Genomic DNA, 13214 nt, shown 5'->3' with positions numbered 1-13214 from the left:
GTGTGGTACATGTCTGAGCAGAGCCCTTGTTTTCGCAAATCTGTCCGTTTGCAAGGTCGCGCGCGCCAACTGATCCCAGGTGGCTGCCATACATACGCGAAGGGCGATGATCAGTATCCCATTCTCGCCCCGGGTTTCATTGAGCGTGGACTTGGATGTCATGTCTGGGACGTCGACGGCAACGAATATATCGAGTATGGCATGGGCAATCGTTCCGTTGGATTGGGGCATGCCTACCCGACCGTCCTGAGAGCGGTTGAGGCAGCGTTGAGTGGCGGTTCCAATTTCACGCGACCGGCTAAGATCGAAGTCGACTGCGCCGAGACGTTTCTGGAGCTTGTCGACGCGCAGATGGTAAAATTCTGCAAGGATGGCTCGGATGCGACGTCCGGCGCCGTGCGCCTGGCCCGCGCTTATACAGGGCGCGACTTCGTGGCCTGCTGCGCCGACCATCCATTCTTTTCGACGGACGATTGGTTCATCGGCACGACACCGATGAATGCCGGTATTCCGGAGGTGGTCCGAAATCTCACCGTCACCTTCCGATACAACAACATCGCCAGCGTAAAAGATCTGTTCGACAGATATCCGGGCAAGCTGGCCGCGCTGATCCTCGAGCCATCCCGCGGAGACGACCCGGCAGACGGCTTCCTGCATGAAGTGCAACGTCTCTGCCGGGAAAACGGCGCGCTGCTCATTCTCGACGAGATGATCACCGGTTTCCGGTGGCACGCGGCTGGAGCTCAGAAACTCTATGGCATTGAGCCGGACCTGACGACGTTCGGCAAAGCGCTCGGCAATGGCTTCTCAGTGTCAGCATTGGCGGGCAAGCGCGAATATATGCGGCTTGGCGGGTTAGAGCATATGGACCGCCCAAGGGTATTCCTGTTGTCAACCACGCACGGCGCGGAGACCCATGCGCTCGCCGCGGCCATCGCGACCATGCGAACATACCAGTCCGAACCTGTTATAGAGCACCTGCACCTCCAAGGCACAAAGCTCAAGGACGGTATCACCGAGGCTGCCAAACGCCACGGCGTTGGAGACCACTTCAAGGTCGTCGGCCGCCCCTCTTGCCTGGCATTCGCCACACTCGACCCCAACGGCAAGCCGTCGCAGGCATATCGCTCGCTTTTCCTTCAAGAGACAATCAAGCGCGGAGTGCTGATGCCGTCACTGGTCGTCAGCTACACTCACGACAACCCGGCGATCATGAAGACCATAGAGGCGGTCGACAGCGCCTTGGCGGTGTATGCCCAGGCCCTGGAAGCGGGGACGGACCGGTTTTTGGTCGGCCGGCCATCCCAGGTGGTCTTCCGTCGATTTAACGAAGGGGCCGAAGTACGGGTTTCCGCCGCGGCCAGCTAACCGAGCGGCGTGCACTTGCGCCGCTGCGCGGGTCCGCTCGGGGCGGAAGTCCCTTCGGCGATGGGCATTGCTGACTGTTAGAAAATCCTGGCTTTTCTGACCGTGAACGCCTCGGCGAAACGCTCGGGCGCTCTGCATTCCATTCCGCGCAATCTGGCAAGCCCAACAAAAGTGTCACGGTCGAACCAGTCCTTGGAGCGCTGCGTCCCGAAGTACTTATGGAGAAACTGGATCTTGCGTTCCAGTACGTCGGCCGCAAGCGGAACATATGCATTCGGCCGGCCGAGGTCGCCATCCCACTTCGGGATCTCGTATTCGAGCACCAGATGGTCGCGAAAGACATTCCAGGTCAATTGATTGACTTCCCGATGGTCCTGGTGGGCATCGAGCCTGGCATGCGTGAGCACTATGTCGGGATTGATGCGCGACCTCACATCGATCAACCAGTGTTTTATCGATCGGCTATGGATTGGGAAGTAGCTGTCTTCAAAATCCGCGATCTCGACTTTGGACGAGCTCGACCCTTCAAGGAAGGCCTCGGCCGATGCCTTGGCTTCGGCCGAACGGGAGCCGCCGCCGCTCAACACGCACCAATGGACGTGGAGCTTCACTCCTGAAGCGATCAAGCTGAGAATTGTGCCGCCGGCGCCTATTTCAATGTCGTCGGAATGGGCTCCAAGGCAGAGGAGCGAGAGTTCCTCCCCTCGGCGCGCGAGGCCAAGCCCCTTCATGATGCAGCCATCACCATGCTACGCTTGATCTTCTCGGCGGTGACCTTGCGATTCCAGGGCATATCGCCTTTTTCGACCATGTCCTCGAGCGACTGCCAGTCGCGCAGCGTATCCATCGAGCGCCAGAAGCCTTCGTGCTTGTAGGCCATCAGCATGTTGTCGTCGATCAATCGTTTGAACGGTTCGAGGACGAGCTCCTCGCCGTCGCGCATGTAGTCGAAGATTTCCGGCCGGAAGACAAAGTACCCACCGTTGATCCATATCTCGGATGTATCCGTCGTGCGGAACTCGCGCACACGGCCATCTTCAGCGATGTCGGCCAGATGGTATGTCAGCGGCGCGCGCACGGCGAGGAAGCAGCCGATCTTGCCGCTGGCCTCGAACTTCGCAATCACGTCGTCGAGGTCGACATTGGTCAGGCCATCGGAGTAGTTGGCCAGGAACATCTTCTCGTTCCTGACATGATCCCTGGCGGCCCAGAGTCGCTCTCCAATGTTGCGCCAGATACCCGTGTCGAGCAGCGTAATGCTCCAGTCCTTTGGAGTATCGCCGAGCAGCTTCACATCCCGACCGCCTTGCGTGACGACGCAGTCAGAGAAGGTCTGCGGCCTGGTGTTCAGGAAGAAATCCTTGATGACGTTGGCCTTATAGCCCAGGCAAAGGATGAACTCGTCATGCCCGTATTCGCTGTACCACTGCATCACGTGGCGCAGGATCGGCTGGTGGCCCAGAGGAATCATCGGCTTCGGTATGCTGTCGGAATAGTCACGTATGCGCGTGCCGCGCCCGCCGCAGAATAGGACGACTTTCATCTCGGCAACTCCGATGGATCGATCACTGTAACGAAAGGAATCGGCACCACGAATTTCGCGCCCCAGCTGGCGACGTGATGCATCTGCTTGATGATCTCGTCCTTCAAGTTCCATGGAAGGATCAGGATGTAGTCCGGCTTGGCATGGTCGATCGCCTCTATCGGCTTGATCGGTATGTGCATGCCGGGCGTGAAACGACCGTGCTTGTAGGGGTTCCGGTCGACCGTGAAGTCGAGAAAATCGGGGCCGATTGCGCAATAGTTAAGCAACGTGTTGCCTTTGCCGGGCGCGCCATAGCCGCAAATCTTCTTGCCCTCGTTCTTGGCCGAGATCAGGAAGGCGAGGAGATCTCGCTTCGCTCGCTGCGCCTTGTCGCCGAAGGAGGCGTAGGTCCACATGTCGGTCAGCCCATGCCGCTTTTCGCGATCGAGCAGCAGTTGAACGCGGTCGTTCACGGGCCAGCTGCTTTCCTCGTTCGCGAGATAGATGCGAAGCGAACCGCCATGGGTAGGCAGCTCCTCGACGTCGATCAGCCGCAGCCCGTGGCGGGTAGCCATAAGGTCGATGGTCAATAACGAGAAGTATGAGAAATGCTCGTGGTAGATGGTATCAAACTGGTTCTCGGCCATCAGTCGCTCGATGTGCGGAAACTCGATGGTGATGACGCCTTCCGGCTTGAGCAGGACCTTCATTCCTGCGACGAAGTCATTCAGGTCGGGCACTTGGGCCAGAACATTGTTGCCGATGATAAGATCGGCGCGCAGGCCCTCGGCCACCATCTGGAGCGCCAGGCGAACCCCGAAGAAATCAACCCTGGTCGGCACACCCTTCTCAAGCGCGGCGCTCGCAACGTTTGCGGCAGGCTCGACGCCTAGAACGGGAACGCCAAGCGGAAGAAAGTGCTGGAGCAGGTAGCCGTCGTTGCTGGCGAGCTCGACCGCGAGGCTGTCGGAACCAAGGCCGAGGCGTTTCGTAATGGCCTCGCAATAGGCTTTCGCGTGGGCCACCCAGCTTGTCGAAAAAGAAGAAAAATAAGCATACTCGCTGAAAATGGTTTCGGGACTCATGTATTCCTTGAGCTGCACCAGATAGCAGGTGTCGCAAACCAGGACGTTCAGCGGATAGTATAATTCCACCTGATCCAGCTGATCGGCCCGCAGGAAGTTTTCGCAAGGCGGCGACATGCCGAGATCGACCAGCGTATGCCGCAGACGCGTACCACAAAGCCTGCAGCCGACGCCGCGGCGTATCGGGTTTTGGTCGCGGACGACTTCGACGGCTTGTATGTTCATTGGCTGCTCCTTGTCCGCCTGCTGGAGAAAAATTGGAGACGCGGTGGCCTGACGAAGTACCTGCCGCCGTCGCGCCTCCGTGGAATGTACGCAAGCCTAAGGCGACGCGCCTTCGAGTCCGATTTGCCAATGCGTCGGCTGCCTTAATCCTTAAAGGGCAAGGGGGTGAGGCAATGACCCCATCAGGCAAGCCGAACGAGTAGGATTGACCATCGGGCATACCGCTATCGATGAAGCCACCTAAGGCTTTGGTAGCTCTTCCAGCCGGTACTCGCGACGCCAAGAATTCCCTCGGTTTTTGCCCGCCAAAGGGGCTTGAAGCGACATGCAGTTTGCCGAGACCGAATTGAAAGGCGTGTGGCTGATCGAGCCGACACCCGTGGTCGACGATCGCGGCTCCTTTACGCGCCTGTTCTGCGAGAAGGAAATGGCCGATTGCGGGTTGGCGACGCGTTTTGTCCAGCACAGCCGGGCACATTCGGTCAAAAAAGGAACGCTGCGGGGGTTACATTTTCAGGAGGACCCCTATGCCGAGGTGAAACTCGTCTCCTGCGTCCGTGGCGCGATCTTCGACGTCGTGGTTGACATGCGCGCGAACTCGCCGACGCGCTACAAGTGGTTGGGCTTCGAACTGACGGCCGCAAACATGAGGCAGGTCTATATTCCCACCGGATTCGCGCATGGACTGCAGACACTTACAGACGATACCGAGGTTTCGTACCTGATATCGCAGTTCTACACGCCGCACTCAGCGACGGGCGTCCGCTTCAACGATCCCGCCTTTTCGATAAACTGGCCCTTGATGCCGACCGCGATGTCGGAAAGGGACAGGACATGGCCGCTGGTCAAGCAGCGGGCCGCAATCGAGGCCCTATAGGGCCGCAGCCAAGAGGCCATGCTCCGACAGCAACCTGGCAGCGGCTGCCAGCTCCTTGAACGGCAGTCCAGAGCGCTCGGCCATCGACAAAATCGAGTGCTGTCCATCGGCCAGATTGAGCACCCATAGCAGGGACATCGAAGTTATGCCGGACGCCTTCTGCCCTCCCAAGGCGCTGTAGAGGCCCCGCCTGCCGAGTTGCGGCTCGCCCTTGGGGAAGAGATTCAAGGGCGTCCAGTCCCCTTCGACCACGTCGATCAGATCCATGAGAACCGCCAAGGAATCCTCAAGGTACTCCGGCGCGATGAAGCTGAGATTGTCGGCCGACGTATGGTACTCGGGGAAGGTGCCGTGGACGCTCCGCTGGAACATGCCGACGGGAAGATTGAAGCCCGGCGAGCAATATTGCCTTTCGTCGTAGCCATAGGGGGAGAAATCGATCAGCTTCGCCCCGGGCCGATCACCGAGCAGGTGCGCCATAGCCCGGTCAATGAAGGCGTCGCCGCGACGGCTGCGCTTGTATGCCGGGCATCCAGCATCACCCACGCAAGACACTACCAGCCCATGATCGATGAGTTGTATGCGGTTCTCATTGCGTGACAGCCATGTGAGCGCGCCGATCGTTCCTGGAGCAAAGAGGAAGCGGTAGCTATACTTTGTCTTCCGGGTTCTGAGGGTCCTCGCCAGCGTCGCCAGGAGAGCGAGGCCCGAGCAGTTATCATTGGCCAGTGACGGATGGCATATATGGGCTGAAAGAAGAAATTCCCGCTCGGTCTGTCCGCGGTGCAGGTATTCTCCATAGGTCAAGCTGCCGTCCTTGAGCTCAGCATCAATCTCTACCTGGTAGAGACCGTCGGTCATCTCGAGCAAACGATCATGCGCCATGCAGAACCCCCATGTCGGGGTGTAGTAGTTGGTGCGGTAGGGAATCACTTCCGGCTGTTCAGGCAAGGTATGGATATGCTGCCTCAACTCATTGAGCGGCAAGGTACCTTTGAAGGGTACGCTGTAGTTGACTACGTGGAGGTTGGAATCGGCAAAGTCCACGATCGTCCGACCGTCGGGCGCGGCGATCCTGGCCGACCGGATGTTCCATTCTTTCGGAATCGTCCAATCGAATACCTGCGTGCCAGTGGAAACCTCATGCCGCCGCAAGTCAATGTGCCCGGACAAAACGTCCAAGGTCTTCCGCACGCCATCGCCGGTGATGCTTCGGCAAATCGGAAATAGCCGTTCGGCCAGGTCATAGATCTCCTGGCCGGCCCCGGCGGCGGCCGGCGGCGCCGAGCCGAGCCCAGCTGGACCCACATACGTCATTTGGATTAGCCCGCCGCAGCCTCCAGGGCTATTGAGGCCTCCACGGCACGCATGCGCTCGTCCAGAAGTCCGTTCGCCAACAGATATCTTATGTGGCCGATGCGCTGGAAGCGAGGACCCTCGAACTCCTCCAAGGTGACATTTGATTGCCGATAGGCCCGGTAGAGCTGTTCGGCGCCTTTGCGGGCGTCCCATTGCGGCCGGAAGCTCGGAAGAGCTCGCGCAATCTTCTCGAAGCTTACCCGATAGGAACGTTTGTCGGGGCCGGCATCGGCCGCGAACTCCAGGCGGCAGCCGGGCACCACATCGGCGACGATCTCGGCTATGTCGCGGATCCTGTAATTGTGGGCCGTCTGCCCCACATTGAAAGCCTCGTTGTGGATCACATCCCGCGGGGCTTCGAGGCCGGCGATGAAAGCGCGGGAAATATCCTCGATGTGAACGATGGGCCGCCAAGGGGTCCCATCGGATTTGAGCAGGATCACGCCTTTGGTCACCGCCCAGGCAACGAGATTGTTCAGCACGATGTCGAAGCGAAGCCGGCGCGACAAGCCATAGGCCGTGGCGGGCCGGAAGTAGGTCGGAGAGAAGTTCCCGTCGGCGAGTTCGGAAATATCGCGTTCGGAAAGTACCTTGGACCAGCCATAGGGCGTGACCGGATTGAGCTCTCCGGTTTCGTCCACCATGTCATCGCCCGCCTGTCCGTAATTGCTGCAGGACGACGCGAAGAGAAAGCGTGACACGCCCGCTTCCTTGGCCGCTTTCGCGAAGCGAACGCTGCCCTTGTGGTTAATCTCGTATGTGATCTCCGGATCGAGATCGGAGAGCGGGTCATTCGAGAGGGCTGCCAGGTGTATTACGGCGTCGAAACCTTCGAGATCGCGAGGCTGCACGTCCCTGACGTCCTTTTGAATGGATGGAACGGATGCTCGCTCCCCTCCCGCCGCAAAGGTGCAGCGCCGGTAAAGGTCGCTGTCGTAGCCGGTCACCGCATGCCCCGCGCGAAGCAGCATCGGCACCATCACCGACCCGATATAGCCTTGATGGCCGGTTACCATGACTTTCATCGTACACCTCTCAAGAGTGGATTGATTACCGTGAAAGCTACTTGGGCGGCCAAGGCTCGGGGAGAACGCCAATAGGCGGTCAGGACGCCCTGTTGGACGAGCCGTCGGCTACTTCTTTCGGGGAGGTCCAGGCTAAGCCTTTCGAAGGCGTATCTGCCGGCGATGGCCTGAAGTTTTGTGGCAGGTGGCATGGCAATGGACTTGCCAGCCACCAGCCATCCCATGGTCGCTTCCTCGCCTAGCCGGGCGCGGGCATGTCCGAAGCGTCGCGCATGACGGCGTGCCGCGATTTGAACTCACTAGAGCCGACGATGCCCAAGGCAATGGCGTCGCGCGTCATTGATCCTCCGCGCAACTGTCGGGAATAGGTTTCCATCCCGTAGCCGTCCGCTGGGCGATCCAACAAAAGCATGTAAAGAAACCCAATATAGGCGCGGTCCGTCAGGCCTATAGTAGCATATTTGGCCTCGAATTCTTCGGAGCGAATCAACTCCATGACCACGTCGGTAAGCCGAGCGTCTCCGTTCTCGAGCGCTGCCGACCAGCGATCCAATCCTGCGGTGTCGCCGTCATGGCCAAGGACGAGACAATAGGCAAAACTTGCCTGGTGGACATAAGTGTCCCCATCGGCAAACGTCGCCTCGGGGTTGCACCCCCGCTGCGGCTTGGGCAACGGCTGCGGGCCGCGCGTGATATCGCGGACAGCCTTATAGGCGGGTTTCGGTTCGCCGGTTATCCATTTGCCTTTGTTATTCGAGACGAGTCTAACCAGACCCATATTGGCTTCGAAGCTCGGGGCCCAGTAAGTCTCGTCCAGCAGCTCATAGATATGCGCTGCCTCCAGCTTGTACTTCTCCTGGAGATCGCGGAGCCGTGTCATCGTCTGTTTGACGCCGTCAGCCTGCTGCCGCTCGCTCCGCTGACTTCCGTAGGGGTTATTGAATTCGGTAACCCAAATCGGCTTGCCGTAGGAAGAAATCTCGCGGAAAGCCCATTCGGGGTCTTCCCCGTACATGTGCCAGACAGAGATGTCCCAGGCGATCCCATCCTGCTTCATCCGCGCGAAGGCGCCGGTATGGCCCCAGCCAGCCGTGCCCATGGCTTTTTTTATGCTGGGGTCAACGGCCGTCATGCCATCGGACAGCCCCTTAAGGACTGCGCTTACCTTCACCCAGCGCGGACCGTAGTAGTCGAGCACTCCAGTTCCACCTGCCGGCCCCCAGCCGCATGGATATTGCGATCCATCGTCACGCTGCTCGCACGGCTTTATGATGGCGTAGACCTCCATCTCGTTGCCCAGTTCCCAAACGCGGATGTCGTTCTTGAACCTGGTGCCGAGCGCAACCGCCAATTTCTGGGCCTCAACATAAAGTTGGTCCGGTTTCTCCTTGTCCAGGTCCATCCCGGGTGTAATCACTGGGAGGATTTCGATCCCTCTCCTTTTCCCGGCCTCGACGACTTGGGCCAGGGTATCTGCCTCGTCTTCGTCCGTGATGTTGACCCTATATGATTTGAGACCGAGATCCTTGACGAAATCGAGTTGTTTTTCGATTGGAACACCCGGGTAGGAAACCACCGGATGGCCGTTCACCCCCCAGAGCAAATCAGCAGATGCGGGCGCGGCTGTTGTCAGCAGCAAAGCAGCCGCAGCTGCGAAACGAAACGACATGGCAATCATGCCTCCCTACGCGACTTTCAATATCGGGATAGTCGGAACTGCAGGAGTCGGAAGCAATTTGCCCATACGGGTATGAGAGGCCGCGCTTTACCTCTTTTGGAGGCTGTAGCCTAGCCATCAGGCGGCATGACTATTTGATTGCGCTTCTCGAGTCAGCGCTCGGATGATTGGCGGTGACTGCCGCGGATGAATCGAATTGACATTCGCTTCGTCCGACAACCACCGGGCCGGCTACACCTTCTGAGCCTTTATCCGTAGACTTCCCCGAAATCCGCGTCGACCTGGATCATGAGCTCAAGATACTTCCATGCAATCCAGCGCCAGGAATAGCTGCTCGCCCTGGTATGGCCCTTGCCAACCATTCGCTTGCGCAAATCCGGGTCGAGCGCCAGCTTCCCAACGTTTTCCGCCCACGATTGGACATCGTCCGGATCTGCATAGAGAGCAGAATCGCCACAGACTTCGGGCAGACACGGCGAAGTCGAGGCGACGACCGGACATCCCGACGCCATCGCCTCGACGGCGGGCAACCCAAAACCTTCGATGCGGGATGGAAACAGGAAGCAAACCGCGCCCTCAAGCGCTTTTTTGAAGTCGTGATCGCCTATGCGCCCGAGAAGGATGATGTTCCCCGGCAATTCGGGGACGTGCCGCAAGATCGTTTCCTCGTCGACATCGCCTGGCATCCAGAGGTCGAGTCCCATTTCATCGAGACGAGGGGCAAGCTTAGCCAAAAGTCCCATGTTCTTGTATTCTTGATCACCTCGGCCAAGGCAAACGACATATGGCCTGTCTCGATTGACGACGAGGGACGATCTGGTCGCATCCCACTTTTTCGCATGGTCGCTGCCATTGTAGGTAACGACGATGTTTTTCTCAGGTGCAATCCCAAACCTTACTAGATGGCTCCGCGAGAGTTGCGAAACCGTGGTGATCCGTGCGGCTCGCCTGCCAACCAGCGGAAGGATCAGGCGATGCGCCCAACGGAATCCCCGCGCATAGCTCGACGGCATCAGCCTCGTGTGCATGTCATGGATGCATGCGATCTGACGCCTCATCACGACTGGCGCAAGGTTGCAAAAGCTGAGCAATCCGCCAGGCACATGCCAAGGCAGTTGCGCTTGCACCCAGAACTGCGGAAGTCGCGGCCTATTGAACTCGGGAACGACCCGGACTGTTATAGCTTTCAGAGGAAGAGGTTCGACAAGCGGGCGCGGCACCACGAGATCGATTTCCAGATCACGGCCAAGCGGATGCCCTTCCGAAATGAGGGCGTCGAGAGCCGTCGTCACCTCCAGTCCGTAACGCGCTACCCCGTTGCGCCGAAGCGTGGTGAAGTCGCCATTTATCGTCCAACGTCGTCTTGGCGGCTCGAAGTCCGCCGATGTCCTGCCGGGATGGCCAATCAGGTATTGCGAGCTTTCTGGAAGCGACTGGGCAACCAGTGCGGCAGTGCTGTGGCCGTTCAAATGCCTGGACCGCCCGGCCGGCGCCGCATTGAACTCAGAATTGCCCATCGCCTTCTCCGCCTTGCCGAACGAGCAGCCACCCTAACACTCCGGGAGACACGACGGCCCTCAAACGTTTGAGGTAGTTCCAGCGTCTGCCCCTCGCCTGGCTGGATGATCCTCCGCGCCTGCGAATGACCCAACGGCCGTAGTGACCGCACGCGCCGGCGGTCTCAAACTAGGACATCGAGAGGGTGACATGGCACGGCGCTGGACTATCAACGGACGTTTCCTTTCCCAATCGACAACTGGCGTCCAGCGTTATGCAAGGGAGATCGTCCGTTCACTGGACGATTTAATCGCCGAGCGTGCGCCACTTACCCGTGGACTCGAGATCAGGCTCCACTGTCCGCCGGGCAGCTCGGACGTCCTGCTCAATTCCATCGAACGTTGCGAAATTGGCGGCACCGGTGGGCATCTGTGGGAGCAGACCCAACTAGCAACCTCGTTGCGCGGAGGCGGGCTGCTCAGTCTGTGCAATACCGGACCGCTTCTGTCTCGCAAGCATATTGTCTGCATTCATGATGCAAATGTGTGGAATGCTCCACAGAGCTATTCACTTGGATTCAGGGCCTCTTACAAAACGCTGCTGCCATGCCTTGGCAAGACAGCATGCAACATCTCGACTGTTTCCAATTTTTCGCTGGGCGAATTGGTTCGCCGGGACATTGTCCCGGCGCAAAAGGCCTTCGTTGCCCCGAACGGCCACGAACACGTCTTGCAGTGGAAGCCCGAACACTCGGCAGCGACGCGGCTGGCGGCCTCGCGGGATACCATCGTCATGATCGGCAGCGCCGCGCCACACAAAAATGTGGACCTCATTCTGGGCATGTCCGACCGCCTTGGCAAAGCCGGATTTAGAATCGCGGTTGTCGGCATGCCGGGTTCGCACATTTTCAAAACAGGATCAGCCAGGGCTGAAGCTGGAAACATCCATTGGCTCGGACGCATTTCCGATAGCGAGCTGGCTGCGCTGCTGACCGACTCGCTCTGCCTGGCCTTTCCTTCGCTGACCGAAGGCTTTGGTCTTCCGGTTGTCGAGGCGATGGCGCTCGGCTGTCCGGTTGTGGTGTCGGAACGTGCCAGCCTGCCGGAGGTCTGCGGAAATGCAGCTCTTTATGCCGCTGCCGACAACCCACTGGCATGGCTCGACCGCTTCATGGGGTTGCGCAACTCCAAAGCGCTGCGCCTGCGGTTGGCAGCAAAGGGAAAAGCCAGAGCCGAGGCATATAGCTGGAGAGCGAGCGCGATGCGCTACCTGCAGGCGATGGCCGCTGCCGACGGCATCGATACAGAGACCAAGGTCGTCAGGCTGCACGAGCTCACATGATGCTATGCAGGGACTGGACCGCGCCGATCGATTCCAGGATGGCCCGGTCGAAATTCTCTTCCGAAAAGCGCTGTGCGTTCGTGGCGCAGGCTTTGGGCGTGATAAGGTGGCTGTTTTCCTCGAACCGTTTGACCGCTTCCTTCAGATGCTCGATGGTCTGAGCCCTGAACAGCACCCCGGTCGGTTCGGGATCTGCTCCGAGGCGCCGCGCGATATCGATCGCGCCGCCGCGGCCGAAGGCAATCAGCGGCGTCCCGCAGGCTTGCGCCTCGGCCAGCGCAATGCCGAAGTCCTCGCACCCCGCAAAGACCATCGCCTTTGCCCGGGCAAGCGTAGCAACATACTCCTTGCGGGGAAGGAACCCCGAAAATGTGACATTCGGACCTGCCAGCGACCGTAGGCTAGCTGATTGCTGGCCTTCGCCAACGATAACCAGCCTTCGCGATGGCATCTCGTTGAAGGCCTTGATGACGAGGTCGGTGCGCTTGTAAGGCGCCAGGAAGGACGCAGAGACGTAGCAGTCGTCCTTGTCGTCGACACATGGCAACTCCTTGAGCGCGACGGGCGGGAAAACAACCCGCGCGTCCCGTCCATAGATATGCTGTATCCGGGAACGGACATAGTTCGAATTCGCCAGCATCAGGTCCGGACCGTGAGCGGTTCTCGTATCCCACGTCCTCAGTCGGTGCAGCATGTACCGATAAAGCATTCCCTTCGGGCCAAAGCCGAGCTTGCCTTGTTGGAGATAGGAAAACTGCTCGTCCCAGGCATAGCGGACGGGGCTGTGCACGTAGCACAGATGCGGCTGATCAGGTCTGGTGATCACGCCCCGCGAAAATGCGGCCGAAGAGGAGATCACCGCGTCATACCCGGTCACGTCGAACTGTTCGATCAGGAAGGGGCAAAAGAAAAACAGAGACCGGTAGAACTTCTGGACCATCGGTATCCGGTTGGCCGCGGAGGTGTGGAATTCCACGTCGCGGAAGTATTGCTCTTTCACCTCGGTCGGGAGGAAATCGAAAAGTGTGAACACCTCTGCATTGGGAAATTGCTTGCAAATCTGCGCCAAGACCCGCTCGCCGCCCCGAAAGTTGGGGCACCAGTCGTGGACGACCGCTATCCTGGCATATCTGTCGAAGTCGGGCGGCGGGGCAGCCGGAAAATCCTCAATGGGCATTTCGACCGTGGCTGCGACGGCTAGGTCGGAAGAGCGTTCATGCAGCATTGATGTCCC

At 59.1% G+C, this 13214-nt stretch carries 11 protein-coding genes; 3 read left to right on the top strand and 8 right to left on the bottom strand.

The window, feature by feature from the left end; all coding sequences use genetic code 11:
* Positions 1-9: 9 nt before the first annotated feature.
* Entirely contained in the window at positions 10-1368 is a 1359-nt protein-coding gene (locus EJ069_RS07720; RefSeq protein WP_126060796.1) for a glutamate-1-semialdehyde 2,1-aminomutase, read from the top strand.
* A gap of 77 nt (positions 1369-1445) precedes the next feature.
* Here the strand turns inward: EJ069_RS07720 and EJ069_RS07715 are convergent, their stop codons facing one another.
* Genes EJ069_RS07715 through EJ069_RS07705 form a run of 3 tightly spaced genes read right to left on the bottom strand, consistent with a single transcriptional unit; the run spans position 1446 to position 4203 of the window.
* Positions 1446-2099 carry a PIG-L deacetylase family protein gene (locus EJ069_RS07715; RefSeq protein WP_126060795.1) on the bottom strand — a complete coding sequence of 218 codons (654 nt, stop codon included), beginning with the start codon at positions 2097-2099 and terminating at the stop codon, positions 1446-1448.
* A complete protein-coding gene (locus EJ069_RS07710) occupies positions 2096-2911 on the bottom strand; it encodes a sugar phosphate nucleotidyltransferase (RefSeq protein WP_042642461.1) in 816 nt (271 codons plus the stop codon). Before EJ069_RS07710 ends, EJ069_RS07715 begins: the two co-directional genes overlap by 4 nt.
* Complete coding sequence (locus EJ069_RS07705; RefSeq protein ID WP_126060794.1) at positions 2908-4203, bottom strand: class I SAM-dependent methyltransferase; 1296 nt, start codon at positions 4201-4203, stop codon at positions 2908-2910. The genes EJ069_RS07710 and EJ069_RS07705 overlap by 4 nt, the downstream gene beginning before the upstream one ends.
* 325 nt (positions 4204-4528) lie before the next feature.
* Here EJ069_RS07705 and rfbC point away from each other — a divergent pair, with 325 nt between their 5' ends.
* Positions 4529-5080, top strand: a complete 552-nt coding sequence (gene rfbC / locus EJ069_RS07700) for a dTDP-4-dehydrorhamnose 3,5-epimerase (protein WP_126060793.1) — start codon at positions 4529-4531, stop codon at positions 5078-5080.
* Here the strand turns inward: rfbC and EJ069_RS07695 are convergent.
* The 4 genes from EJ069_RS07695 to EJ069_RS07680 all read right to left on the bottom strand — a co-directional run bounded on the left by EJ069_RS07695 (position 5075) and on the right by EJ069_RS07680 (position 10659).
* Positions 5075-6397 carry a DUF4910 domain-containing protein gene (locus EJ069_RS07695; protein ID WP_126060792.1) on the bottom strand — a complete coding sequence of 441 codons (1323 nt, stop codon included), beginning with the start codon at positions 6395-6397 and terminating at the stop codon, positions 5075-5077. The genes rfbC and EJ069_RS07695 overlap by 6 nt on opposite strands.
* Before the next feature lie 5 nt (positions 6398-6402).
* Positions 6403-7464 carry an SDR family oxidoreductase gene (locus tag EJ069_RS07690; protein WP_126060791.1) on the bottom strand — a complete coding sequence of 354 codons (1062 nt, stop codon included), beginning with the start codon at positions 7462-7464 and terminating at the stop codon, positions 6403-6405.
* Positions 7465-7702: 238 nt separating this feature from the next.
* Entirely contained in the window at positions 7703-9133 is a 1431-nt protein-coding gene (locus EJ069_RS07685; RefSeq protein ID WP_126064651.1) for a DUF4214 domain-containing protein, read from the bottom strand.
* Positions 9134-9390: 257 nt separating this feature from the next.
* On the bottom strand, positions 9391-10659 hold the full coding sequence (locus EJ069_RS07680; protein WP_126060790.1) for a glycosyltransferase family 1 protein: 1269 nt from the start codon (positions 10657-10659) through the stop codon (positions 9391-9393).
* Positions 10660-10849: 190 nt separating this feature from the next.
* Here EJ069_RS07680 and EJ069_RS07675 point away from each other — a divergent pair, with 190 nt between their 5' ends.
* The gene (locus tag EJ069_RS07675; protein WP_126060789.1) at positions 10850-11980 is read left to right on the top strand and encodes a glycosyltransferase family 1 protein; all 1131 of its coding nucleotides are present in this window, start codon (positions 10850-10852) and stop codon (positions 11978-11980) included.
* On the opposite strand, the gene EJ069_RS07670 is transcribed toward EJ069_RS07675, so the two are convergent.
* Positions 11973-13157 (bottom strand): glycosyltransferase, encoded by a 1185-nt coding sequence (locus EJ069_RS07670; protein WP_245456632.1) that lies wholly within the window; start codon positions 13155-13157, stop codon positions 11973-11975. The two genes, EJ069_RS07675 and EJ069_RS07670, sit on opposite strands and share 8 nt — an antisense overlap.
* Positions 13158-13214: the final 57 nt, after the last annotated feature.

The sequence above is a fragment of the Mesorhizobium sp. M2A.F.Ca.ET.043.05.1.1 genome (assembly GCF_003952445.1).
Classification (GTDB): domain Bacteria; phylum Pseudomonadota; class Alphaproteobacteria; order Rhizobiales; family Rhizobiaceae; genus Mesorhizobium.
Note: the sequence above shows the minus strand (reverse complement) of the source record. Positions and strands in the feature narration are given on the sequence as shown.